The sequence below is a fragment of the Kitasatospora gansuensis genome, from assembly GCF_014203705.1.
In the GTDB taxonomy this organism is placed as follows: domain Bacteria; phylum Actinomycetota; class Actinomycetes; order Streptomycetales; family Streptomycetaceae; genus Kitasatospora; species Kitasatospora gansuensis.
Map to the genome: position 1 here is coordinate 5,670,722 of NZ_JACHJR010000001.1, position 24,625 is coordinate 5,695,346.

The window sequence follows — 24,625 nt, forward strand, 5'->3', positions numbered from 1 at the left end:
CGGCTTCCGCGCGGAGATGGAGCTGTGCGAGACCTACCGCATCCCGCACTCGCAGCTGATGGGCGCGAGTGCGGGAGGCCGGTGGACCGCACTGGACCGGGCGAAGGCCGCGGCGTGGGCCGCTTGGAAGGCGGACGTGTGCGACGGCTGCGGTACACGGAGCGCCGAGTGGGACGAGCAGCAGGGCGGTGACCGGTTCGCCTACGTGGCGCAGACCAGCCGCTGCCTCGGCTGCGAGCTGATCGAGCAGGAGCAAGAGCAGGTCCCGGACGGGGCCGAGGGGCGCGGGGTGCGCATCGGGCTGATCAAGCCCAGTTAGGAGCAGCCGGGTGGCCGGCGCCTACACCCTCTACGTGCAACTCGCCGCAGGCATGGGCCAGTTGACGACCGGCCTGCGCGGAGGCGCGCGGGAGCTTCGGTCCTTCGACGGACAGCTCGGAGCGACACGAGCCGAGTTGGAGCGGGTGGAGGCTGCCGCCGCCCGGCTCGGCCGCGCCCAGGTCGCCGCCGCCCAGCAGGCCGCAACCGCCCAGGTCGCGGTCCGGGAGGCCACCGAACGCTCCGCCACGGCGCAGCAGGCCGCGACCGCTGCCGCCGAACGCGCCGGGCGGGCCCAGGTCGTCGCTGCGCAGGCCGCGACCCGTGCGGAGGTCGAGCGGACGGCCGCGATCGAGGCCAGCACCCGGGCCACCCGCACCCAGGAGGTCGCCCAGACGACGGCCGCCCGCGCGCAGGCCACCGCCGGGGCCGGTGCCGCAGCGGCGCAGCGCACCGCCGACGCCGCCGCCCAGTCCGCGGCCCGGGCCGCCGAGGTACAGGCTGCTCAGGCCGTCCGGGCCGCCTCCGCGCAGGAGGCCGCCGCCCGGGCTGCGGGCCTGGCGGAGCGGACCAGTGCGACTGCCGCGCAGGCCGGTGCCGCCGCCGCGCAGGCGCGGGCCCAGCTCGCCAACACTGAGGAGCAGGCCGCCCGCCGGTCCGTCGCCGCAGCGGCCGAGCTTGGTCGCGCGCAGACCGAGGCCGCCGCCGCAGCTCAGGCCGCGACGGCCGCCCGGATGTCGAACTTCGTCACTGCCGGTCTCGCGCTCGGGGCGATCCTCGCGGCCGGGGCGATCGGGGCGATCCGCCTTGAGCGGGAGATGGCCAACGTCCTGACCATCTCGGAGCAGATCGACGGCCGCAACGTCGGTGCGTTCACCGACCAGATCATCCGGCTGTCCACCCAACTGCCGCAGACCGCGAGTCAGTTGGCGCAGGGCCTCTATCAGATCGTCTCGACCGGGTTCGACGGGGCGGAGGCCATGTCGATCCTGGAGGTGTCCGCGAAGGGCGCCTCCGCCGGCCTGACGACCACTGAGACCGCCGCGACGGCGCTCCTGGGTGTCCTGAAGGCGTACGGCATGCCCGCCTCCAAGGCGAGCGACGTCATGGACATCATGTTCCAGACGGTCAACAAGGGTGTCATCAGCTTCTCCGAGCTCGCGCAGCAGCTCGGCGACGTGGTGCCGATGGCCGCCGCCGCCGGCATCAGCTTCGAGGACATGAGCGCCGCCCTCGCGGCGATCACCCTGGCGGGCATCCCGGCGGCCGAGAGCGCGACGGCGTTGAACATGTTGTTCACGCGCCTGATGAAGCCGACCCGGGACCTGGCGGCGCTGATCACCGACCTCGGCTACGAGTCCGCGGCGTCCGCGATCCAGCAGGACGGCCTCTACACGGTCCTCGGCAAAATCAACACCGCCACCGGCGGCGCGGCCGAAGCAACTGTCAATCTCTTCAAGGACATTCGCGCCACCAGGGCGATGCTGGCTCTGGCAGCCGCCGACGGCAAGAACTACGCCGACACGTACGAGGGCATCACCCTCGCGGTGAATCGCGCGGAGGCTACGCAGAAGGCGTACGCCATCCAGATGGACACCGTCGGCGGCCAATGGGACCTGTTCAAGAACCGGGCCGCCGCCCTCGGCATGGACCTCGCCCGCGTCCTCCTCCCAGTCCTCCAGGAACTCGCCGAAGGCGCCTCCGTCGTCGCCAACACCTTCAACTCCCTTCCCGCCGGGGTGAAGGAGAGCATCGGCGTGCTCCTCGCGCTCGGAGCGGTCGCCCTCATCGCCCGCGCCGGCGTCGCCCAACTCTCCACCCAGCTCACCGCGTTCCGCGTAGCCGTGGCGGAGGCGCAGGCGGGCGGCGCGATGCTGCCCGCGATCCTGCGCGGCACCAGCCTCGCCGTCACCGGCCTGACCGGCCTCCTCGCCCTCGGAGTGCTCGGCTACTCCGCGTACTCCGCCAGCAAGGCGAAGGCCACCGCAGCGACCGCCGACCTCACCGCGGCGCTGCGCCAGGAGCGGGAGCAGCACGACGTGGGCGCTGGCATGCGGGCCCTCGCCGAGTCGCTGGCCAACTCCGACGACATGAAGAAGCTCAAGGCCGCCGGACTGGACATGAAGGAGGTCATCGACGGCCTCATGTCCGGCGGGGAGAAGCTGGCCGCCCTCAACGACAAGCTCGACCTCGGCAAGGCCAAGTCGTGGGACGCCGCAGTTGGCGGCTACGACGTGTCCTTCGACAAGGCGAAGAAGATCCTCAACGACCGCCACAAGACGTGGTCCGACGCGATCAAGGCCGACGCCGAGCAGGCCGCCGCCATGGACATCGTCAACGCCAAGGTCAAGGCGTCCGTCCAGCAGAACCTGGAGGTCTGGTCTCCGTCCATGGCCCTGCCGGTCGACAAGAACGGCAACCCCCGGTGGACGGAGGAGATGAAGGCCGTCGCGAAGACGATGGCCTCGATCGTTGAACCCGCCAACGCGTGGAAGGCCGCCCAGGACAAGGTCGCCGAGTCGTCCCGCGCCGGCTCCCTGCAACTCGACCTCGCCAAGACCTCCGTCTCCGGCTACATCAAGGCCCTCACCGAGCAGGCCGGAGCTCAGAAGAGCTTCCAGCGGGACCTGGAGGAGCTGACCGCGCGCGGCTACGGGCCGCTCGCCGCCCACTTCGGCAAGCTCGGCGACGCCTCCTCCGGCATGGTCCACCAGTTGGTGGAGAACCTGCGCGCAGGGAAGAGCGGTGCAGCCGAACAGCTCGCCGGGCTCACCCAGGTCGCCAAGGTCGGGCTCGACAACTACATGGGGGAGATGCGCCGCCAGCTCCAGACGCAGCGCGACTTCCAGAAGAACCTGTCCGACCTTGCCGTGCAGGGCCGACTGGACCTGGTCGACCACTTCGCGCAGCTCGGCGTGTCCTCCTCCGGGATGCTGTCCGAACTCGTTGGGCAGCTCAAGGCCGGACAGACCGGCGTGGCCGACGAGCTGGAGAAGATCGTCAGCGAGGGCACCGCCCGCTCCACCAACGCCTACCGGGCCGGTCTGGAGCAGGTGCCGCTCATCGCGCAGAAGTACGGCCAGGAGACCGCCCGGGCGTGGGCGTCAGCGGCGGAGACCGACGACGTCGCCCGCTTCGGGCAGCTGATGCAGCAGATGGCCGTCACTGACATGACCAACGCGGCCCGCGCCGGCGCCGCAGCGTCCAAGACCGAACTGTCGGCGGGCCTCGACCTGGTCACCCAGGTCGCTCAGGCGAAGGGCCTCGACTCGGCGAAGGCGTTCTCCGCCGCCCTACTTGCCGGGGACATCGACCAGGCGATGACCATGATCAAGTCGATCTGGGGCAGTAAGCAGCCCATTGACGCCCCTGACCTGTCGGCGGTGATCGGCGCGTTCAAGACCGCGGGCGGCTCGGCGAACGCGGAGTGGTCGGCGATGCTCACGCTCATCGGGCAGGTCTCCCAGACCAAGGGCGCCGCCGCCGCGCAGGCTCTCACCTCCGCCCTGCTGTCCGGCGACATGAAGAGCGTTGAGGCGCAGCTCAACGCGATCGGCATGTCCGTGAAGTCGATCCCGGGCTCCAAGACCATCAACGTCAACGTCAACGCGCCGAGCAAGATCGACATCCCGGTGGTGCTGACCCCGCAGGGCGCGAACAACTTCAACGGCGGCGTCTGGGACTCCCCGTTCGCCGCCCGCAAGGCCAACGGCGGCATCGTCGAGTTCTTCGCCAACGGCGGCATCCGCGCTCCGCGCGGCCCGGAGAACCACATCGCCGAGATCGTCCCCGCCGGCACGTGGAGGGTGATGGCGGAGCCGGAGACGATGGGGGAGTCCTACATCCCCCTGGCCCCGTCCAAGCGGGCCCGCTCGAAGCTGATCCTGGAGGAGACCGCCAACAGGTTCGGCGGCACCGTCCTGTACGGCGGCATCGGGAAACTCCACCTCGCCAACGGCGGCGTCGTCTCCACTCGGGCCGTGCCGACCCGGGCTGCCGCGGCCAAGCTCGTGCCCGCCCGCGCGACCGCGACGACCGTCATCGTCCGCGACAGCGCCCCCGCCCCCCTGGTCGGCTCCATGCCGATCACCGTCACCGGCTCCTCCGTCACCGGAGAGCAGGTCGCCGACGCGGTGATGAGCCGACTTCGCCGCATCCAGCGGGGAGGTCGTGCCTGATGGCCACCACCACGCCGCTCGAGGACTGGCAGATCGACGTCGCCGGAATCCGGATCGGAAACGGCACCCGCATCCCGATCGCGGACATCGACGGCCTCGGCACCCCCGACAAGCGCACCGGCGACCGGCCGATCCCCGCCGAGGACGGCTCCTACCCGGGCCGGGACACCCTCGCCCCGCGCGCCCTCGTCATCGACGCCGGCATCCGCACCCCCGGAGACCCGGCCGACGCCCTTGACCTGTTCGCCGAACTGGAACAGGCCGCCGCCAGCCCGCAGGTACGCCTCGTGCCCGGTGCGACCGACGTGCTGCGCGTGCAGCGCCCCGGCCGTCCGCCGCGCCGCCAGTACGGGCGGCTGATCGGCGTCGAAGCGATCAGCATGGACAGCGCCACGTACGGCTGGATCCCGATTCGGATCAAGTTCGCCGGGCTCGACCCCACCTGGTACGGCGACACCACCGAGGGCCTCACCCTGCCGCTCGACATCTCCGCGCAGTCCGGCCAGGGCTTCACCGCGCCGCTGCGCGCCCCGATGACAACCGGCACGGCCAGCCCGAGCACCCGGCCCGGCTGGGTCACCAACAGCGGCAACCAGCCGACCTGGCCGAAGATCCGCATCACCGGCCCGGTCGTCAATCCCCGGGTCTGGATCCAAGGCGCCGGCGCTGCACTGCAGTTCTCCATCGTGCTCGGCGCAGGCGAGACGCTCGACATCGAGACCCGGCCCGGCTCCCGCAACGTGACCCGCAACGGCGGGGGCTTCCCGGCCGGCGCGCTCAGCCGTGCCTCCCGCCTCGACCTGTTCCAGCTCCCGCCCGGCCGGTCCGAAGTCCGCTGGAGCGCCCAGGACGCCACCAACACCGCCCGCCTCGCCCTCACTTGGCGCGGCGCCCACTCCTCCATCTGACCCAACTCCCCGAAGGCACAAGAACGATGACGCTTATCCAGCCGCCCCTGATGGTCACCGGCGGCACCCACCCCGCGCGCGCCCTGCGCATGATGATCCGGGACCTGAGCCGAGGTTCCCAGGGCATCACCGAAGGCGGCGACCTGAGGGTCCGCGCCACCTTCACCCCTGGCCCCACGGTGCGCGTCGGCAACGGCTCCGCGATCATCACCGGGGCCACCTGGGGCCAGGGCTCCTACACCCAGGCCAACGCCGGTGACCACGTAGTCCCGATCGCGCCGACCGGCGGAACGGGCCGAACTGACCTTGTGTGCCTGCGAGTTGAAGACCCCGAGTATGAGGGGAGCCGGGATCCGGCCACGCAGGACATCGGGTACATCCACGTCATCCCTGGCGTCTCGGCGAACACCACCACCGTGCCGCCCGGGATGACTGCCATCCCGCTCGCCAGGATCACCCAGCCGCCGAACTGCGCGACAGTCACCGACAGCATGATCACGGACCTGCGGCGGATCGCCAACCCGCGCCGGGACAGGAAGCTCCACACCATCAACGGATTTCCGTACTCCGCGCTCCCGGAGCAGGCCGGAGTGTGGCAGGACGACTGGCCGCCGAACGCGAAGGTCATCACCGACGTGCCGATCTGGGCGACGACGGCCAACGTCGTGGCCACCCTCTCCGGCGTGCGCGTCTGGGGCGAGTCGTTCTTCGGCGTCCGCCTGCGCTGGGGTTCGGGCTGGCACGGAAACGAGTACCAGGTCGACACCGACACCATCACCTACATGTCGAAGATCAACGTCATCGCCTCCGACGCCCCGTACCTCGACTCGAACTTCCGGGGCCGCCCCCAGGAACTGCGTTTGCAGTGCGGCCGGTACAACGAGGCCAAGGGCGGCGGCGACGTGTCGGCAAGCACCGCACTGATCTTCGACGTTGAGTTCATCGAAGGTGTCTACTGATGCCCGCGCCGGCCTACCGGTACTTCACCACACACGCCCTCACGGGTGAGGTCCTGGCCCGCGACCTGCCCCTGTCCGGGGTGAGCTTTGGCCCCGAGCTCAACGGCCCCGGGCAGATGCGCGCCACCTTGGCCCCCCGCTTCGCGCACCTCGCGCCGAGCCAGGCCGACGCCGGCAACACCCTGCTGTGGGCCGAGCGAGACCAGCGCCTGATGTGGGGCGGACTCACCTGGCGCTGCAAGCCCGAAGGCGCGCTGTTGCCGATCGAAGCGTCCGGGTTCGGCTCGTACCCGAGCAAGCGGCGCGACCTGCACGGCAACCTCGGCGGGCGCGGCCCGTACCCGGGAGTTGACCCGTGCCGGATCATCGCCGACGCCTGGGCCTACCTCCAGGAGCAGCCCGACGGAGACCTCGGCGTGCGCGTCGACCTGCCGCCTGGAGGCTGCCCGGCCCGGCTCGGCACCGCCGAACAGCCCTACGCCACCAAGGAGTGGGAGTTCCCGCAGCTGTCCTCGGTGATCCGGGACGCCACCTCGCTGGACGGCGGCCCAGAGTGGACGGAGACCGTCGCCTGGGAAGGGGAGCGGCCCGGCCGGCGCATCACAGTCGGATGGCCGCGCCTGGGCACCCGCCGCGATGACCTGCTGTTCGCGGACGGCATCAACATCGTCGACCTCACCCCGATCGTCTCCGACGCCGACGACTACGCGCAGGTCGTCATCGCGGCCGGGGCGGGGGAAGGCTCCGCGACGATCCGCACCGTGGACGCCGTCCGTGACGGCCGCTTGAGGATGGAGCACCTTCTCGACCGTCCGTCCGTCACCGACATCGGCACCCTCGCCCTGCTCGCCCGAGCCGAGCGGGCCCGCCGCCAGCGCACCGCCCGGGTCGAGGAGATCACCGTCACCGACCACCCCGCCGCACCGATCGGCTCCTGGGCCGTGGGTGACGACGTGCGGGTGGTCGTCCACGGCGAGTGGGGTGACTTCGACGGCTGGGCCCGCGTCATCGCGTGGACGCTCCACCCCGCCGAGGGCGAACAGCCCGAGACCGCGACCTTGCGCCTCGCCGCCCCCTACACGACAGGAGCCTGACCGTGCCCACTCCCCTCGATGACCTTGCCGCCCGCATCGCCGCCCTCGAACGGGCCCTGCCGGAACTGTCCCGCTCCTCCCGCCTCGCGTACTCCTCCATCGACGACGGGGCGCTGACCGTCACCGCGGACGGGCAACTGCGCGCCATCATCGGCCAGCAGCCCGACGGCACCACCGGCGTCAACCTGGTCAACGGGCCGGTGCCGCCCGCCCCGGCCGTTCCGTCCGCTACGCCGACCCTCGGCGGGGTGCGGGTCGGCTGGGACGGCCACTTCGCCGGCAACGCGCCCAGCCCCCTCGACTTCGCCCGTGTGGAAGTCCACGCGGCGACCGCCGCCTCGTACACCCCGAGCCCGGCAACGCTGATCACCACCATCGACACCCCGCAGGGCGGTGTCGCCACCGTCCCGACCAGCACCCCCGTGTGGGTGGTCCTCGTCGCCCGCTCGACCTCCGGCAAGGCGTCCACGCCGTCCCCGACCGCGTTCGCCGGTCCCGCGCCCGTCGTCGCCCAGGAAGTCCTGGCCGGCATCGTCGGGGAACTTCAGCTCGCCGACGACGCGGTCACCGCGGCGAAGGTCGCCGCCGCCGCGATCACCGCCGACTCGATCGCGGCGGCGGCCGTGACCGCCGTGAAGCTCGGCGAGGCCGCCGTCGTCGCCGGGAAGATCGCCGAGAACGCGGTCACCCCGGGCACGGTCGCCCCCGACGCGATCACCGCCCGGGAGATCACCGCCGGGGCCATCACCACGGCCGAACTCGCCGCAGGCGCCGTGAGCACGGCGAAGCTCGCCGCTGGGGCCGTCACCGCCTCCGAGATCGCCGCCGGGGCCGTCACCGCGGCGAAGCTGGCCACCAACTCGGTCACCACCGACAAGCTCGCCGCTGGGTCGGTGGCGGCCGGGAAGCTCGCGGCCGACTCCGTCACCGCCCGAGAGATCAAAGCCCTGTCGGTCACCGCCGACAAGCTCGCCGTGAACTCCGTCACCGCCGACAAGATCGCCGCCGGAGCGATCACCGCCACCCAACTTGCCGCCGACGCGATTGACGGCCGCACCATCAAGGGCGTCACCATCGAGGGCGGAACCGTCACCGGCGGCGTCCTACGGACCGCAGCGTCCGGCCGACGAGTGCAGCTGTCACCGACCGACCCGGTCGACGGCAGCGCGGCCCCCTCCGCGCTGCTGTACTCCGGAGCGGTCGCCGAGCAGCAGCCCGCCCGGCTCACTGCGGAAGTCCGTTCCACGCCGGACGGCAACATCCCGATGACGCGCCTGACCGGCCCCCAGCTCACCGCCGACGGCAACCACACCCCGCGGCTGTGGCTCAACTCCGGCTGCCCCGGATCGGCGTACCCCGCCCGTGGCAACTGGACGCTCGGCGTGGCCGGCGAGTACGGGATGGCTGGCGAAGCGGTGGTGTCCGGGACGGCTGGCGACACGACCTCCGGCGCAGCCATCCAGATGAGCGTGCGACGCGCGACCGGCGGCTACAAGACGTCGCTCACCTACCTGACCTCAGAGTCATGGATGATCCAGACCGCCGACCAGATCGCCAACATGTACCTCGACAAGGGCGGTCTGGTCATCAAGGCCCTCCTCGGGGAGGTCCTTCTCCAGACCAGCACCGGCCTGCGCGTCCAGGGCGGCAACGTCGATGTCGGCTACGGGCTGGTGAAGAACTCGAGCACTTGGTCCCCGGTCACGTTCAAACAGGGCTGCTCCCAGCTCGGCGGCTGGCAGTCCGTCACCGTGAAGAAGCGGCCCGACGGCATGGTCGCCCTGCGCGGGATCGTCTCCGTCCCGGCCGGCGTCACCAGCGGCACCATCGGCACCATCGACGACCCGAACCTGCGGCCCAAGGCGGGCGAGGTCTTCCCCGTCGCCACCCCCAGCAACGCGAACGCGAACCTCTTCGTGCAGCCCAACGGCAACCTCGAAGTCTGGAACGCGACCGGGCAGTTCGGCGGGTGGCTGTCCTTCGGGAACGTGGAGTGGAGCAGCGTCGACTGACCAGAGGCTGCCAGGCAGAAGTGGAGGGCCGGTCGTTCGTGACCAGCCCTCCACCCGCGCCCGCTGCCGGTCAGCAGAGGACTTGGCAGACGTAGGCCGTACGATGATCCTGGCGCGGGGAACGCCTGTTCGGAGTTGCAGTGAGCGTCCCGCCGACCGCCGAGCCCACTCTGTGGGAGCTCCAGCGTGCCCTCCTCCAACTCCGCGAGGACCAGCGTGACGGCATCGCCGGACTCCGGGACGACCTTCGCGGCGACTTCCAGGTCCTCGCAGGCCGGATCGAGCAGGCCGTCACCAAGGATGTCTACTCGGCTGACCAGAGGCTTTCCGACCAGCGGCTCGCCGTGGTCGAACGCGACCTGGCGGCGGAGGTCCGGGCCCGCGAGGCAGCCGAGGACGCTACGGCCGCCGCCCGGCGCTGGCTGATCGGCGCCTTCATCGCACCCGTCGTCGTCGCGGCACTCCAGCTGTGGCTGCTCTCGAAGGGCGGCCACACGTAGGCGCTGGCTGACCAGGAGAAACACACAGGTAGGCGCGGGGGAGAAGTGCGCAGACCGTGCAGCTCATCAGCAGGGACCAGTGGGGCGCCCGCCCCCCGAAGTCAGCGTTCACCTACGTCGGCTCCACTCAGGGAGTCAAGATCCACTACGAGGGTACGCACGTGCCCTCCGACCTGGCGTCCGCCGACCAGCACGGCCGGTGCGCCGGGCGGATGCGCGATCTCCAGGCGTCGCACCAGGCCAACACGCAGGAGAAGTACATCTGCGTGGCCTACTCAGCCGTCGTGTGCCCGCACGGCGCGGTGTTCGAGGGTCGGGGCCTGCACCACCTCCAGGGCGCGAACGGACCGGGCCTCAACTCGGCGGACTACAGCGTGTGCGCGATGGTCGGCGACTCCGGCCTCACGCAGCCAACTGACGCGCAGCTGAACGGAATCCGGGACGCGATCGAGTGGCTGCGCGCCTCTGGCGGCGCCGGTGACCGGATCCTCGGCCACCGCGATGGCTTCCCGACCGACTGCCCGGGCGGACCCCTCTACGAGTGGGTGAAGGCCGGTGCACCTCGCCCCGGCGCCGGCACCGGGCCGGTCGCCCCGCCGCCGCCCATGGGCGGGTTCCCGGCGTGGCCCGGCCGCTACCTGCGCAACTACACGTCCGGTGAGGACGTGCGGGCGTGGCAGCAGCGGATGGCGCAGCGCGGCTGGCGGATCGGCGTCGACGGCGAGTTCGGCCCCGCGTCGGAGAAGGTCTGCCGCGCCTTTCAGGCCGAAAAGGGCCTCGGCCAGGACGGTGTCGTTGGGCCCGCGACGTGGTCGGCAGCGTGGTCGGCCCCGGTGACCTGACCGGGGCAGCTGGCTGGGCAGTAGTACATCGTCACTTGGTGCGCGGGGGAGAAACGCGAACCATCTTGGCTACACCACTGAGCGCCGACGGCTTCCTCAACTCCCTTCGTGGAGAGGGTCTTTCGGTCGCCGAGGTCGGTGACTGGCGCACCCACAACCGCAACCACAAGGGCGCGTGGGGGCCGGTCCACGGCATCGTGATCCACCACACCGCCACCTCCGGCACCGACGCCTCCGTGGCAATCTGCCGTGACGGCTACGCCGGGCTGCCCGGCCCGCTGTGCCACGGCGTCGTCGCCCGTGACGGCGGCGTGCACCTGGTCGGCTTCGGCCGGACCAACCACGCCGGCGCCGGAGACGGCGACGTGCTCGCGGCGGTCATCGCCGAACGGAACCTGCCCCCGGCCGACCAGGCCGACACCGACGGCAACGCCCGCTTCTACGGCTTCGAGTGCGTCAACACCGGTACCGGCTCCGATGGTTGGCCGGACGTGCAGGTCGAGGCGATGGTGCGGGCCGCCGCCGCGATCTGCCGGGCGCACGGCTGGACCGAGCAGTCCGTCATCGCCCACAAGGAGTGGCAGCCGGGCAAGCCGGACCCCCGCGGCATCGACATGGGCGAGTTCCGGGCCCGCGTTGCCGCCCGCCTCGGCAACCGGCCCACCCCGCCGCAGCCGTCCGGCCCGCCGGTGTTCCCCGGCCGGGACGTCTTCGGGCCGGGCCGGGAGAACGACTCGATCCTCCAGCTCGGCCAGCAGCTCGTCCGCAAGGGCTTCGGCGGCGCCTACAAGGTCGGGCCGTCCCGTTCCTGGGGCGAAGCCGACCGGCTCAACGTCGCCAGCTTCCAGCGGTCCCAGGGCTGGTCCGGCGCGGATGCCGACGGCTTGCCGGGCCCGGCCACCTGGAGCCGACTGTGGTCCTGACCAACACCACTGCCAATTCAAGGAGTTCAGTGAACCTCTACGCCTCTCTCGTGCGCACCGGTGTGCCTGCCCTGGTGGGCTGGCTCGTCGTCACCGCTGCCCGGTACGGCCTCGACCTCGACCCGACTGCGCTCGCCGGGGTGCTGCTCCCGGTCGTCTCCTTCGCGTACTACGCGCTGTTCCGGCTCGCGGAGCACTTTGTGTCGCCGCGCTGGGGCTGGCTGCTCGGCTACGCGAAGCCGCCGGCATACCCGGGCGGAAAGGCCGTCCTGCCGCAGTGACCCTCGCGGCCGGGTGGATCGCTGCTCGGTGATCCGCCCGGCCGCGCTCGCCGGGGTGTGCCGCCCACGAGTAACCCGCCTTCCGCAGTCGCGGGGCGAGCCGAAAGGGGTCGCAAGACCGTACTTCCCCGGAGACAAGTTGGGCCCCCGTTCCGTATGGAATGGGGGCCCGACCTCTTGGACCTTCGACTCTAGCACCCCGAATTCGGCGCCTGGTCTCCGAGACCCTGCCGCATAGACTTAATACTCACATGTCGGAGAGTGTAGGGAGTGGCGCAGTGGGTGGTACTGGATGGAAGCCGGTGATCGTGGGCGGGCAGGAGCTCGCGGCGATCTACGACGGGCCGCCGCGCAACACGGCGCAGTGGCTTCAGCGGGGATCGCTGGACTACGAGGACGCGAAGATCATCAGCGGCCGGGCCTACTGGACGCTCCAGTTCGCGGTCGCGCTTGGCGAGCGGTTCACGCGCCCGAAGGAGCCGAACATGGCGGTGGTCGAGGAACTGCTGCGGGAGCAGGCCCCGGGGCGGAGTCTGGTGTCGGCCCTTGCCGTGCATCTGGCGGACCTGCCGCCGATCGTGGGCAAGCAGGAGTTCGTCGCCATGATCGTCGACGAGGACGCGATGCACGGCCTGCCGAGGCTGGACCACGCGCTCAAGACGGGGACGTTTCCCGCGCCGGACTGGAAGCTGTCCGGCTCCCCGCTGTGGCTGCTGGACACTGCCCTTGAGGGGGCCGCTCGGATGAACGCGGCGCCGAAGGCCAAGCCGCTGGTCATCGACGCAGAGGTGGAGAAGAGCCTGCGTGAGGGCACTTACGCCGGGCCCGGTTCGGTGATCTTGACCAGGGGTGTCGCGAAGAAGAGTTGACCATCCCATGGAGAGAGTATAGAATCTAGGCATGAGGTGAGCGACGGGCTCGCCGATCGAGACTGGGAGGTTTCCATGACAGTGCGACCTTCGCCTCGCTGAGACATCGAGGGCGGCGCCCGCCGGCTCCCCGCGAGGGGGTGTCGGCAAGGGATTCGACTTGTATGGGGAATCTTCGTAGTATCCCCATCACGTCGAGGGGAGAGAGCACGTGCTTGCCGTCACGCAGGACCACCTGCCCGGCCTGGAGGCCGTCCGCCAAGTCGTCCTGCCCGGCCCGCAAGAGCCTCGGCACGGCACGATCCAGGAGCGGTTCGAGCAGTTCCACGACCTCAACCCGTGGGTGCTCACCGAACTGGAGCGGCTGACAGCCGAGTGCATCGAAGCGCGCTTCTCGAAGATCAGCCTCGGCATGCTCTTCGAACTGGTCCGCTACAGCTACGGCCGCGCCACCCTCAGCGCCGACGACTTCGCTCTGAACAACGACTACAGGTCGCGCTACGCCCGCCTGCTCATCGAGCGCCACCCCGAGTGGGCCCCACATATCGAAGTCCGCGCCCTGCGCACGGACTGACGCACCACCTGACCTCTTGGAGAAGTCACCGTGCCACCGAAGATCAAGTCCCGTAAGCCCACCTGCGTCATCCCCTACCCGTTCCTCCTGATCGAGGGCGAGGAAGGCGCCGGCAAGACGTACTCGGCGTTCGCGCTCTCCGCCTCGGAGCGGATCGGCCAGATGTACGTCATCGACCTGTCCGAGGGTTCCGCCGACGAGTACGGCGCGATACCCGGAGCCCGCTACGAAGTCATCGACCATGACGGCACCTACCAGGACATCGCCGAGCAGGTCGAGGCCATCCGGGAAGAGGCCCAACGGGCCGCCGCAGCCGGAGAGAAGCCCGTCGTCCTGGTCATCGACTCCGGCACTGCCCTGTGGCGGATGCTGTCCAACTGGGCGAACGAGCGGGCCAAGCGCACCGCGCGCAACCGCGACAAGCTGCGCAACGACCCGGACGCCAACGTCGATGTGACCCGCAACCTCTGGAACGACAGCACCAACCGCTGGTACCGGATCATCCAGGCGATGCAGACGTTCCCCGGCATCGCCATCATCCTCGCCCGCGGCAGGGACATCTCGGCGACGGGCGAGGACGGGCAGCCGCTGCTGGACGACCGGCGCCGCGTCGTGCGGGAGTGGAAGGTCGGCGCGCAGAAGGACATCGGCTTCGACGTGTCCGCCTGGGTCCGGATGCGGCGAGACCAGACGCCCGAGCTGGTCAAGGCCCGCACGCTCAGGTTCCGCGTGGAGAGCGGCAAGCCGATGCCGCTGCCCGGCTTCTCCGTCGAGCGGCTGGTGTTCGACCTGCTGGGCTGCTCCACTGCCAGCCAGCCCCGCGACATGCCGGTGCTGGTCGGCGATCGCACCGGCCCGTGGATGGAGCGGATCACCGCTGCGACGAGCCGCGACGACTGCCTCGCCCTGTGGACCGAACTGGACGCCGGGGCGGAGACGGGCCTGACCGAACCGGAGTGGAACACCGTCCGGGGGGCCGTCAGGGCGCGGGTCGCCGAACTCGCAGCCCCCAAGCCGGGCATGGACGACGCCCCGGACAGCGACGCCGCCCGGCTGCGGGCCGCCGCCGAGGCTCAGCAGGCCGAAGCCGACGCCGAAGTCCTCGGCGACCCGCCGACCTCGACGCCGGCACCCGCCGCCGCGTAGCGGAGCCGTGCCGGGCCGCCCCGAACAGGGCGGGCCCGGACCTGCCCGTACGAGCCATGAACAGCGACTTCCGCTCGGCGCCCCTGTGCCACGGCGCGGCCTGCCATGCCCGCTGCGACTGCTGCACCGAATGCGGCTGGCCTCCCGAGGACTGGTGCCCAGGCTGCGCGGGCTGCGCCTGTGTCGGCGGCTGCGACTGCCCGCCGCTCGCCTCGGGCCTGCGGTAGAGCCGTCCCCTCTCCGGGGCGGGGCCCCGACACGGGGCCTCGCCTCGCCCCTTGACCTCTTGGAGCAGTACACCCATGTCCACCCCCGTTCTGGAACGGCCTGAGTCGCCGTCCATTTGGGTCGCGGCCGACGCCGCCGATCAGGCCCGGCCCCGGTCCCGGCAGCGCCAGCTCGGCGCCTCCGACCTCGTGTGCGAGCGCCGGGCCGCGTACATCTACCACGGCTGGGAGCGCACCGACCACGTCGTCAGCCCCGCCGCGATGCTCGGCACCTACATCCACGAAGGGCTGACGACCGCCGCCCGCCGGGAGTTCGGCTGGCTGGTGGAGAAGAAGGTCGCCGACGCGGCGATCCGCGGCAGCATCGACGTGGTTCAGCTCGACCGGGTCACCGCCCGCCAGCTCCCGCGCCGCCTGCGCCCCAAGGTGCCTGCCGACGTGATCACCGTCGAGGACATCAAGACCCGCACCATCTACCGCTGGGACGAGGTGCTGCGGTACGGGGCGACCGCCGGTGAGCTGCGCCAGGTCATGACGTACGCCCGGCTCCTGTCCACCGGAGGGTTCTCCGACGACGGCGGGCAGCGGGTTCTGGCCCGGCTCGGCCCGCTGCGCGTCGAGCGGATCCGGCTGCGCTTCATCTGCCGCGACAACGGCGAGGAGTACATCCAGGAAGTCCCGTACGACCCGGAGATCGCCGAAGAGGCCGTGTGGTGGCTGGAGCGGATCGCTGACACCGAGCACCCCGAGGAAGCGCACCGCACGTTTCTTGGGCCCGGCATCGACGCGCAGTGCGACTTCTGCCCGTTCGCCACGGCCTGCTGGGGCCAGCCGGCGGGCGGGCGGCCGGTGCAGGCCAACATCGTCCACAACGACGCCGACGTGGCGATGCACCTGGCGGACTACGTCAACGCCCACCGCGAGTGGGCGGACGCCGACCGCGTCAAGAAGTTCGTGCGCCGGGCCGTCGACGGCGTGAAGGCGGGCCCGTACGGCCGCAACGTCCTGGCCTGGCAGGGCGAGGACAAGAAGGCGGAGGAGCCCGATATCCGGGCCATGATCGAGATTTTCGACAGCCTCGACGCACCCATCCCCACCGTCCCGGACACGGACCGGATGGTGAAGGCCCTCGTCTCCGCTGGCATCGCCGTGCCGCTGCGCACGGTCACCAAGAAGGCGTCCCGCCGGATCGACGTACGGGCGGCCCGGGAGTGAGCAGGGCTCGCCACCGCACCGCACCGCGCCACCGAGGGGGAAGGCCCGCATGTCGATTCACCTGATGCTCATCGCGGCCTACCTGCCGCCGGACATGGTCACGCCGACGGAGAAGCTCGCGCTGATGAAGATCTGTGACAGCGCCGACGAGGAGACCCGCATATCGCGGCCGGGCCTGCACCGGCTGGCGGCCTGGACCGGGATCAGCGAGAAGCGCACGATCACACTGGTCACCCAGCTGGTGAAGAAGGGCTTGGTGGAGCGGATCGAGGTCGGCAAGATCGGCCGGACGGCGGTGTACCGGGTGTTCCCGCTGGTGCTGCCGACGCTGCCGCAGACGGATGAGCTGCACGAGCGGCGCAAGGCGGCCTCCACGGCGCCGCGCAACCCCCGGCTCGCCCGGCCGGGTGTCGCCCGCTCCAAGCCGGCGGCCCCGGCGCGCACCTACGTGGATGTCGAGAAGCGGGAGGCGCGGGCCGCCGAGCGCGGTGGGTTCCCCCAGGGCGACCCATCACCGGACCGGTCCTGGGTTCCCCCGGGGGAACCCAGTCAGTTCCCCCAAGGGAACCCAGTCAGTTCCCCCGGGGGAACCCCTTTCTTTCCTTCTGTTCCTACCTCTGTCGTTCCTACCCCCCTACCCCCCACGGCTGACGCCGCAGGGGAAGGTCCGCCACGCGAGGGGAGGCCGGGCCGGGCGTGCCCACGGCACAAGCGGGTGGCGAAGAACTGCCGGGCGTGCGGGACCAGCGCCCGGGTGGAACGGGAGGTGGAGGAGAGGCATCGTCGCGAGGAGGCGCACCGCGCCGAGCAAGCGCGGATGGAGGAGTTCCTGCGTGATGGCGCGGCGCAGCGCCGACAGGCCGAGGAGCGGCCGGAGGAGGTGCAGAGCGCGAAGGCGAAGGCGCTGGAAGTTGCACGGGGAGCCCGCCAACGCAGCAAATATTACGAGTAGATAACGGGAGTCCGAGAGTTGTGCCACCCCTGCGAGAGAGTATAGAATCTAATCACGAGATGGGGAGAGGCCCCCTCGGTCAGGAAAGGACATCGAGATGCTGCCCGCGCTCATCACCACCAACGACTCCCACGGCCGCTGGACCTACGCCCTCGACTACAGCAGCATCCTCGACCCGCTCGTCCGGGCTATCGCCATCGAGCGCGCCGGCAGTGAGGACGTCGACCGCGACCTCGACGAAATCGCCCAGCTGGCCGGTCGCGTGAAGGCCGCGCCGGACGAGGATGCCGCCGACAGCGATGCCGCCGAACTCTCCTGGCGGGTCGACCAGTTCGTGGCCTCCCTCGGCCACGGCCGCCGCGACCTGCCCGCCGAGCCGAACCGCTTCGACATCGGGAACGCCCGGGTCGCCGCGCTCAACATGCGCGCCATGGCCGACGCGCTCACCGCCTGGGCCGACCGGCACACCGCCGCGCAGGCCGCCTGACCCCCGTGGCCGGGGGGCCGCAGTCCCCCCGGCCACGACTTGTATGGGAACTCAATCAAGAGTCCCCCGCTTGACTGGAGATCCGCCGTGACGCCGCCCAACCACCTCGTCCTCGCCCCCTGGTACAGCCCGATCGTCGACCTCGCCCGCCACCGCGGCGTCACCTTCCACATCGCCACCAGCCGCCAGCACGCCAGCCTCCACCTCCACCTGCCCGACGGCTCCCTCCTCGCCATCACCGACGACGGAGTCGGCGGAGCCACCGCCCGCAAGCCCAGCGGCACCACCGGCTGGAAGGCCATCCGAACCCTGCCCACCGGCCACCGCACCGCCCTCTACGACTCCACCCTCCTCGGCCGGTACCACCACCTCGGAACCGACCCCGACCCCCTGCTCGGCGTCCTCGCCCGCTACCTCCCGCCCCCACCCGCCATGCCGGACCCGCGCACCCGCCGCAGCCACCTGCTGCGCCGCCTCCTGCGCCTCACCTGACCCACCCGACCACCAGCACCACCGCCCGACGACCTCTTGGAGAACCCCGTGCCACTCGCAGCCGTGCCCGACCACAACCGCGTCAGCGACCCCGCCTGGCTTGCCCTCTATGCCATCTACGAGCCCCTGATCACCCCGCTTCGCCGCCGGGGCCTCGTCACCGACATCGACGGCTGCGGAGGCCAGGACCTGATCCTCGCGAAGCTGCCCGACGGCACCCACCTGGCGATCGGCCCCGGCGCCGAAGCCGGCGGGCTGCCCAGCCACATCGACAGCATCACCGAGTGGCTGGTCGTCCGCGAGAGTGACGACAACCCGACCGTCCACCACGTCGTCTACGACTCCACGCCCACCGGGCCCGACGCGCCGCACGGGGCGTTCCTCGCCCCGCTCATGGTCTCCATCGACGCGTTCCTCGTCAGCCGCGGCATGCTCCCCGAGCCCGTTCCCCACTCGGCCGTCGTCACCCTCACCACCGTCCACGAGTACGGCCCTGCCGCCTACGCCCCGACCCAGCCCCTCGGCTCCGTGACGGAAGCCGCGCAGCGCGCCGCCGAGATCGCCGAGAGCTTCCCCGGCGACATCATCCAGCACCACGCCAGCCGCGACTGGCCTCGCTACGTCCTCGCCGACGGAGACCGCCTCGTCGTCGTGCAGGTCACCCTCGCCGAGCTGATCCCCGGTGACCACAGCCTCGGCGTCCGCTGCTACTGCCCCTTCGCCCACCCCGAGACGGAAGAGGACGAGCGGCGCCTGCGCGAGGGCATCGAGTACCTCCACCGGATCGGCGACGCGAAGGGCCTGTACATCGCCATGGTCCGCTTCTACACCGCCCGCGACTGCCCGGCCCGGAAGGCCAACCGGCATGCCTGACAACACCCCCGGCCCGCCGCCCGACCGCGTACACCCGGCCCTCCAGCGCGTCTCGGACCTCCTGTGGGCCTCCCCGGAGCTGCGGCCCCTGCCGGCGGCGGCCGGGCCCCGCCGGCGGGCGGCCGACCGGCTCGGCCACGCCGACCTGGACACCACGACCGCCACGTACACCGCGACCCCGGAAGAGACCGAATGAACGCCGTAGAAGCAGCCGCCCTCGCACTCGCCGTGCTCGCGCTGCTGGGCGGCGTGTACGCCCTCTGGATCGCCGTCCGCATCCCCAGGTCCGTCCGGCAGACCCGCACCAAGTTCTGAACCCGGCGAACAGCCACCACGCCCCGGCCCGCGAACGCGGGCCGGGGCCACCCCTACAGACCTCCACCACGCACACGAAAGGCACCTCGATGGGCAGGGCCTACCGCCTCAACGGCAACGAGTACTCCGCCGTCTACTTCCTCGACCACTTCACCCACGCGGCAGTCCTGCGGGCCATGGACGGCTTCGGCATGATCCAGGACCTGGACGTGCTGCGCCTCGCCGAGACGGCCTTCGACAGCGCCTTCCGTGAGGGCCGCCCCGTGGACGACTCCGCCACCAAGGCCCTCGTCGAAGCCCTCCGCGAGGCGGGGGCCGCCGAGCCCGCCGGCATCCCCCGGCACAAGCTCTCCACCGGTGAGGGCTGGCTGATCACCCCACGCGAGATCACCGCCGCCCTCAACGCCTACCAGCAGGCCCCGCGCGACGAGCGGGCCGCAGCCGTCGCCCGCATCGACGACTGGGGCGGGTGGATCGACTTCCTCCACACCGCAGGCGACTTCCTCGGCCTGCGCAGCCACTGACCACCACGACCTACCGGGCGGGCCGCAACGGCGGCCCGCCCCGAACGGAGACGAACCTGATGGGCTTCGAGTTCAACATCGAGAAGACCGACGGCACCGACGACCGCACCTGCTGGCACTTCTTCAGTACGGGGCAGACGGCCGTGATCCGAACCGTCATGAGGGACTTCGGGATGCTCACCGATCCGCCGGTGCCCGACCACGTCCTGCTCAGCACCTTCGACCTGACGGCCGGGGACTTCACCGGCCCGGATCAGGTCGTGCCGGGCAAGGAAGCCAACCTCGCCGCCATCCAGGCCGCCTTCTCCGCGAGGATGAGCGCCACCGAAGCGGAGATCCGGGGCATCCCGCACTACAAGGTCAACGGCAACGACGGCTGGCTGATCGCACCGGCCGAGGTCACGGCGGCGCTCGCCGCCTACGACGCCGCTCCGGCCGGACAGCGGGCCGACATCGAGGCCACCTACAGGGACTGGGTTCCCTGGCTGGCCTTCCTCCGCCGGTCGGTCGAGCACACCGGCATCCGCGTTTACTGACCCACACCCTCAACTTGCCTGGGGACACTTCAAGTGTCCGACCTGACCTCTTGGACTTCCGATGACCGACCACCACAACGCCGAACCCGCACCGTCCGACGACGACCTCCTCGCCCGGCTCGGGTTCCGCGCCCTGCCCGTAATCCAACCCGTCACCTCGCCCCACGACGACCTCCTCGCCCGGCTCGCCCACCAGGCCCTCCACGGAGTCCGGCCCGCCAGTGCCGTTGTCGGCGACATCGAGATCGTCATGGGCCCCAACCACTGGGCGAAGGCGATAGAGCCCTACCGCGACGAGCTGTACGACACCGCCGACAGCCAGGACGCCGCCAGCCGCGTCACGCCCGCCGCCGTCCGGACCCAGGTCCCGCTGGCGGACGAGGTCACGCTCCTGCGCGAGCGCATCCGGGACGCCGTGGTCTCGCTGGAGAACATCCACGACCGGCTGATCTTCGACAACCCGGACGCCGCCGACGCCATCGCGGCCGTCACCTGCCGTCTCAGTCCCTCCGGCGAGGAGGACAGCGAGCACCTGGAGCAGGGCGACGCCCCCGGCAGCCAGGCACCCCCGCCCTCCTGCCCCCTGTCCGGCCGCAACGAGAGCTGAGGGGAGTCACCGTGTCCGTCAAGTTCATCGACTTCCTCTGCGGCGCCGGCGGCTCCAGCACCGGTTTGGTCGAAGCCGGGCTCGAACTCGTCCTGGGGGTCAACCACTGGGCGCTCGCCCTGGAGACCCATGCCGCCAACCACACCAAGGCCGACCACCTGCGCATCGACGTCAGTGCCCTGCCGATGCGCTATCTCCCGAAGGCCGACGTGCTGTGGGCCAGCGTCATCTGCACCGAGATCAGCCCCGCCGGAGGGCGGCCCCGCGAGAACCAGACCTTCGAACTGCCAGACGGCGACGACGAGTTCAAGACCCTGCCCGACGCCGCCTTCGAGAAGACCAGGGTCACGGCGTGGTGCGTCGTGCGAGCCGCCGAGGTGCACAAGTACCGGGCGATCGTCGTGGAGAACGTCACCGAGTTCGCCACCGACTGGGTGCTGTTCCCGCAGTGGATCGCCGCCATGCAGGCCCTCGGCTACAACTACCAAGTAACGTCCGTCAGTTCGGCCCACATTGGAGACGCCGACAACCTCCACGCCCCGCAGTGGCGGGACCGGATCTACGTGACCTTCACCCGCCGCGGGATGCGCAAGCCCAACCTCACCCCCTCGCCGGCCGCGTTCTGCTTCGAGTGCGGCGAGCACGTCAACGCCGTCCAGACGTGGCGGGACCCGGCGGTGACCATCGGCAAGTACGGCGTCAAGTACGACTACAGGTGCCCCAACTCCCGCTGCAACCAGGCGCTGGTCGAGCCGTTCGTCCGTCCCGCCTCGGCCGCGATCGACTGGACCGACCTCGGCAAGCGCATCGGGTCACGCCGAAAGCCGCTGGCCGACACCACCATGGACCGCATCCGCGCCGGCATGGCCCTGTTCCCCCACGTCCCGTACTCCGTCACCCTCACCCACGGCAAGGACGGCGGAGACCGCGCCTACGCCCTGCACGAGCGGCCGATGCCCACCCGCTCCACCAAGCAGGGCGAAGCCCTCCTCGTCCCGACCGGCGGCTCGTGGAACACCACCCCGTACCCGGTCGGCCAGCCGCTGCGGACCCGCACCACTCGCGAGTCCGAGGCACTGCTGACCCCGCCGTCGCCGTTCGTCGTGGAGTACCGCAACCACTCCACGGCCTCCAGCGTGCACAGCCCGCTGGCCGCCGTCACCGCGCAGGGCAACCACCACGGCCTGGTCCTGCCCGGCGGCCACATCGACCCGCGCGACCGCAACACCCTGGTCGTCCCGTACCGCAAGGCCGCGCCCAAGCACGCCGGGATGCCCTTCCACACCCTGTCCACCAAGCAGTCGGCGGCGATCGTCGTCACCGAAGAGTCCATCGCCGACTGCTGGTTCAGGATGTTGAAGCCCAAGGAGCAGCTCGCCGGACAGCGGTTCCCGGACAGCTACATCGTGCTCGGCAACGGCGCAGAACAGACCATGCAGGCAGGCAACGCCGTCAGCGTGAACGTCGCCCGCTGGATCGGCCGCCAACTGCTGGAAGTCCTGTGACCGGCCCCCCGGCCCCCTCGCCGTCCCGGCCGCGTCGGCGCCCCACCTCCTGACCACCACCACCTTCGCCGTCCGCGCCCCGACCGGGGCGCGGACGGCCACCACCGAGAAAGCCCCCCGACCTGTGTTCACCGCCCTGCCCGACACCGACCTGTTCATGCCCGCCTGCTTCCGCGACCCCCGCTACAGCCCCGCCGAGGGGAAGTGGAAGACGAAGGACGGCCTCACCAGGATCTGCGCGCCGGTCCTGCCGAACTGCACGCCCTGCCCGCACCGCGCCCAGTGCATCAGCCAGGTCGCACCCCACGCGCGGAAGTTCGATGGCGTGTGCGGAGGCCGAATCTGGCTGGACGGCGAGGTCATCGTCACCGCGGACGGCGTGGACGAGGAGGACCTGCCGCTGCCCGGGAAGGCCCGCGACACCTGCGGCACCACCGCCGGCGTCGACAAGCACCACGTCTTCGGTGAGCAGAAGTGCGAGGGGTGCCGGGCAGTTGCCGAGGCGACCGCCGAGCAGCAGCCTGCCGAGGCGGAGGGGCAGCTGACCCTTGCCTTCGCCGCCTGAACGGCCTGCGCCCGCCGCTCGAGCGCGCTCCCCGAGCCACTGGCTGCCGCCGCCCACCTCCCAACCCCCTGAACGGAGAACCGTCACCTTGCCGTACGACCAGACACTCGCCGACATGGCGGCCCACGCCCTCGCCGCAGAGCGGACCGAGCAGCGCCACGACGACCGGACTTCCGCCGCCGACGCCGAACGCTACGCCCACAGCCACGCCTCGAACGTTCTCGGTGCCGACCCGGCCGCGTTGCTGAGCTGGGAGCACACCTTCACCACTCCCGGTGAGCTCTACGCCGCCCGGGCCGCTCTCCACGGCACCCCGGGCTGGTACCTGCGATGGGCGACCGACGAAGAGGGCGACACCATCACGTTCGACCTGCACCGGCCCTGCGCCGAAGGCGGCCACAACGATCCGATCGGCCGCCTCGCCGAACTCGGCGAGTTCATGGAGCAGCTGAACAACCGCTGACCCGCCGTCGTGGGTCCGCACCGTGCTGGCACCCGGCGGACGCCGGGAACGATGCGGGCCCTCGACCTCAACCCGACCCACCAGCAGACACACCCGCGGCCCGGATGGGGCGGCCACGGGTGGCCACCCGAAGGATTCTGATGAGCACCACCAGCACGGCCAGGGGCCCCGTCCCCCTGGTCATCGGCCTCGACCTGTCCCTCACCTCCACCGGCGTGGCCGGACCGGACTGGGCGGACGCCCTGCGCCCCAAGACCGGGATGCGCGGCCACGCCCGCCTGGACTGGCACCTCGAAGCGATCACCGACCGGGTCCGCCGCGCCGACCTCGTCGTGGTGGAAGGCGCAGCGTACGGACACGGCGCCCAGGCCGGGCACCACGAACTCGCCGGACTGTGGTGGATGGTCACCCAGGAGCTGTGGCGCCGGCACATCCCCTATGCGCAGGTCCCGCCTGTCCAGCGCACGATCTACGCCTGTGGCGTCGCCAACCCCGCGAAGGAGCACCCGAAGACGGTGCGCGCCCGCGTCGCCAAGGGCATGGTTCGCGACGCCGTCGCCGAGAGGTACGGCCTGGAGTGCGACGGCGCCGGACGCTACGACAAGGCCGACGCCTGCATCCTCGCGCACATGGGCCGGGACTGGCTCGGCCACCCGGTGGTCGACCTGCCGGAGCAGTACCGCCGAGCCCTCGCCGGAGTCAGCTGGCCCGCACCCCTTGGGGCTGGAAGCGTGAAAGCCAACTTGGTTGAAAATAAAGGCAATTAGACCTCCCCGGAGTGGACCCATCAACAGGAGTGAGTATAGAATCTAACTACAAGGTCAAGGGGAGGGAACCCAGTGAGTCTGTACCGCGAGAACGTCACCTGGCAGAGCCAGAACGGAACTTGGTCGATCGGCTTCTACGCCTTCGAACCCGACGGCGACGAAGATGCAGAGGACTTCGACCACGAGTGGGGCGTCCGCTACGACGAAAACACCTTCTGGTTCCTCTCTGCCGGCCACCCCGACCCGGACGCCGCTCTCGACGCCTACCTCAAGGAGGAGCCCAACCCGGGCGGCGGACTCATCCTGCGCTGGGAGCCGGAGAACCAGCGCGAAATCGCCCGGCTGGACGCCATTGCCGCCGCACACCCGGCCCGCCTCGCGGCCGAAGCCGCGGCGGAGGAAGCCAGGTGGGCCGCGATCTTCGCCAGCTGGAACCAGTAGGCCGAGCGCCCGTCGGCCGGGGATGCCCCGGCCGACGGGCCCCGGGTCGACC

28 protein-coding genes are annotated in these 24,625 nt (G+C 71.0%); all 28 read left to right on the forward strand.

The window, feature by feature from the left end; translation table 11 throughout:
* Positions 1-16: 16 nt before the first annotated feature.
* The 28 genes from F4556_RS25440 to F4556_RS25570 all read left to right on the forward strand — a co-directional run bounded on the left by F4556_RS25440 (position 17) and on the right by F4556_RS25570 (position 24,573).
* Positions 17-319 (forward strand): hypothetical protein, encoded by a 303-nt coding sequence (locus F4556_RS25440; RefSeq protein ID WP_246511085.1) that lies wholly within the window; start codon positions 17-19, stop codon positions 317-319.
* 10 nt (positions 320-329) lie between these two features.
* The gene (locus tag F4556_RS25445) at positions 330-4,496 is read left to right on the forward strand and encodes a phage tail tape measure protein (protein WP_184919912.1); all 4,167 of its coding nucleotides are present in this window, start codon (positions 330-332) and stop codon (positions 4,494-4,496) included.
* Positions 4,496-5,404, forward strand: a complete 909-nt coding sequence (locus F4556_RS25450; protein WP_184919914.1) for a phage tail family protein — start codon at positions 4,496-4,498, stop codon at positions 5,402-5,404. The genes F4556_RS25445 and F4556_RS25450 overlap by 1 nt, the downstream gene beginning before the upstream one ends.
* A 26-nt stretch (positions 5,405-5,430) precedes the next feature.
* Positions 5,431-6,363 (forward strand): hypothetical protein, encoded by a 933-nt coding sequence (locus F4556_RS25455; protein ID WP_184919916.1) that lies wholly within the window; start codon positions 5,431-5,433, stop codon positions 6,361-6,363.
* On the forward strand, positions 6,363-7,457 hold the full coding sequence (locus F4556_RS25460; protein ID WP_184919918.1) for a hypothetical protein: 1,095 nt from the start codon (positions 6,363-6,365) through the stop codon (positions 7,455-7,457). The genes F4556_RS25455 and F4556_RS25460 overlap by 1 nt, the downstream gene beginning before the upstream one ends.
* Positions 7,458-7,459: 2 nt before the next feature.
* The gene (locus F4556_RS25465) at positions 7,460-9,469 is read left to right on the forward strand and encodes a hypothetical protein (protein WP_184919920.1); all 2,010 of its coding nucleotides are present in this window, start codon (positions 7,460-7,462) and stop codon (positions 9,467-9,469) included.
* A gap of 140 nt (positions 9,470-9,609) precedes the next feature.
* Positions 9,610-9,969 (forward strand): hypothetical protein, encoded by a 360-nt coding sequence (locus tag F4556_RS25470; protein ID WP_184919922.1) that lies wholly within the window; start codon positions 9,610-9,612, stop codon positions 9,967-9,969.
* A 56-nt stretch (positions 9,970-10,025) separates the two neighbouring features.
* Complete coding sequence (locus F4556_RS25475; protein ID WP_184919924.1) at positions 10,026-10,811, forward strand: peptidoglycan recognition protein family protein; 786 nt, start codon at positions 10,026-10,028, stop codon at positions 10,809-10,811.
* Between the two features lie 65 nt (positions 10,812-10,876).
* Complete coding sequence (locus F4556_RS25480) at positions 10,877-11,734, forward strand: peptidoglycan-binding protein (RefSeq protein WP_184919926.1); 858 nt, start codon at positions 10,877-10,879, stop codon at positions 11,732-11,734.
* 29 nt (positions 11,735-11,763) lie between these two features.
* On the forward strand, positions 11,764-12,015 hold the full coding sequence (locus F4556_RS25485; protein WP_184919929.1) for a hypothetical protein: 252 nt from the start codon (positions 11,764-11,766) through the stop codon (positions 12,013-12,015).
* A gap of 308 nt (positions 12,016-12,323) precedes the next feature.
* Positions 12,324-12,884: a hypothetical protein gene (locus tag F4556_RS25490; protein ID WP_184919930.1), complete on the forward strand. Its 561-nt coding sequence runs from the start codon at positions 12,324-12,326 to the stop codon at positions 12,882-12,884.
* A 211-nt stretch (positions 12,885-13,095) separates the two neighbouring features.
* Positions 13,096-13,458, forward strand: coding sequence for a hypothetical protein (locus F4556_RS25495; protein ID WP_184919932.1), 363 nt, complete (start codon positions 13,096-13,098; stop codon positions 13,456-13,458).
* 30 nt (positions 13,459-13,488) lie between these two features.
* Positions 13,489-14,604 (forward strand): AAA family ATPase, encoded by a 1,116-nt coding sequence (locus F4556_RS25500; protein WP_184919934.1) that lies wholly within the window; start codon positions 13,489-13,491, stop codon positions 14,602-14,604.
* 302 nt (positions 14,605-14,906) lie between these two features.
* Positions 14,907-16,046, forward strand: coding sequence for a hypothetical protein (locus F4556_RS25505; RefSeq protein ID WP_184919936.1), 1,140 nt, complete (start codon positions 14,907-14,909; stop codon positions 16,044-16,046).
* Between the two features lie 49 nt (positions 16,047-16,095).
* On the forward strand, positions 16,096-16,998 hold the full coding sequence (locus tag F4556_RS25510) for a helix-turn-helix domain-containing protein (protein WP_184919938.1): 903 nt from the start codon (positions 16,096-16,098) through the stop codon (positions 16,996-16,998).
* Positions 16,999-17,095: 97 nt separating this feature from the next.
* A complete protein-coding gene (locus F4556_RS25515; protein WP_184919939.1) occupies positions 17,096-17,485 on the forward strand; it encodes a hypothetical protein in 390 nt (129 codons plus the stop codon).
* An 87-nt stretch (positions 17,486-17,572) separates the two neighbouring features.
* Positions 17,573-17,977, forward strand: coding sequence for a hypothetical protein (locus F4556_RS25520; RefSeq protein WP_184919941.1), 405 nt, complete (start codon positions 17,573-17,575; stop codon positions 17,975-17,977).
* A gap of 48 nt (positions 17,978-18,025) precedes the next feature.
* Complete coding sequence (locus F4556_RS25525; protein WP_184919944.1) at positions 18,026-18,850, forward strand: hypothetical protein; 825 nt, start codon at positions 18,026-18,028, stop codon at positions 18,848-18,850.
* Entirely contained in the window at positions 18,843-19,046 is a 204-nt protein-coding gene (locus tag F4556_RS25530) for a hypothetical protein (protein WP_184919946.1), read from the forward strand. Before F4556_RS25525 ends, F4556_RS25530 begins: the two co-directional genes overlap by 8 nt.
* Positions 19,043-19,165: a hypothetical protein gene (locus F4556_RS39175; protein ID WP_281403665.1), complete on the forward strand. Its 123-nt coding sequence runs from the start codon at positions 19,043-19,045 to the stop codon at positions 19,163-19,165. Before F4556_RS25530 ends, F4556_RS39175 begins: the two co-directional genes overlap by 4 nt.
* An 89-nt stretch (positions 19,166-19,254) precedes the next feature.
* The gene (locus F4556_RS25535; RefSeq protein WP_184919948.1) at positions 19,255-19,689 is read left to right on the forward strand and encodes a hypothetical protein; all 435 of its coding nucleotides are present in this window, start codon (positions 19,255-19,257) and stop codon (positions 19,687-19,689) included.
* A gap of 59 nt (positions 19,690-19,748) precedes the next feature.
* Positions 19,749-20,225, forward strand: coding sequence for a hypothetical protein (locus F4556_RS25540; RefSeq protein ID WP_184919950.1), 477 nt, complete (start codon positions 19,749-19,751; stop codon positions 20,223-20,225).
* A 61-nt stretch (positions 20,226-20,286) separates the two neighbouring features.
* Positions 20,287-20,832, forward strand: coding sequence for a hypothetical protein (locus F4556_RS25545; protein ID WP_184919952.1), 546 nt, complete (start codon positions 20,287-20,289; stop codon positions 20,830-20,832).
* A gap of 11 nt (positions 20,833-20,843) precedes the next feature.
* Positions 20,844-22,337: a DNA cytosine methyltransferase gene (locus F4556_RS25550; RefSeq protein ID WP_184919954.1), complete on the forward strand. Its 1,494-nt coding sequence runs from the start codon at positions 20,844-20,846 to the stop codon at positions 22,335-22,337.
* Positions 22,338-22,461: 124 nt separating this feature from the next.
* The gene (locus tag F4556_RS25555; RefSeq protein WP_184919956.1) at positions 22,462-22,902 is read left to right on the forward strand and encodes a hypothetical protein; all 441 of its coding nucleotides are present in this window, start codon (positions 22,462-22,464) and stop codon (positions 22,900-22,902) included.
* Between the two features lie 115 nt (positions 22,903-23,017).
* On the forward strand, positions 23,018-23,365 hold the full coding sequence (locus F4556_RS25560; protein WP_184919958.1) for a hypothetical protein: 348 nt from the start codon (positions 23,018-23,020) through the stop codon (positions 23,363-23,365).
* 140 nt (positions 23,366-23,505) lie between these two features.
* A complete protein-coding gene (locus tag F4556_RS25565) occupies positions 23,506-24,132 on the forward strand; it encodes a hypothetical protein (RefSeq protein ID WP_246511086.1) in 627 nt (208 codons plus the stop codon).
* Between the two features lie 72 nt (positions 24,133-24,204).
* Positions 24,205-24,573: a hypothetical protein gene (locus tag F4556_RS25570; RefSeq protein WP_184919962.1), complete on the forward strand. Its 369-nt coding sequence runs from the start codon at positions 24,205-24,207 to the stop codon at positions 24,571-24,573.
* Positions 24,574-24,625: the final 52 nt, after the last annotated feature.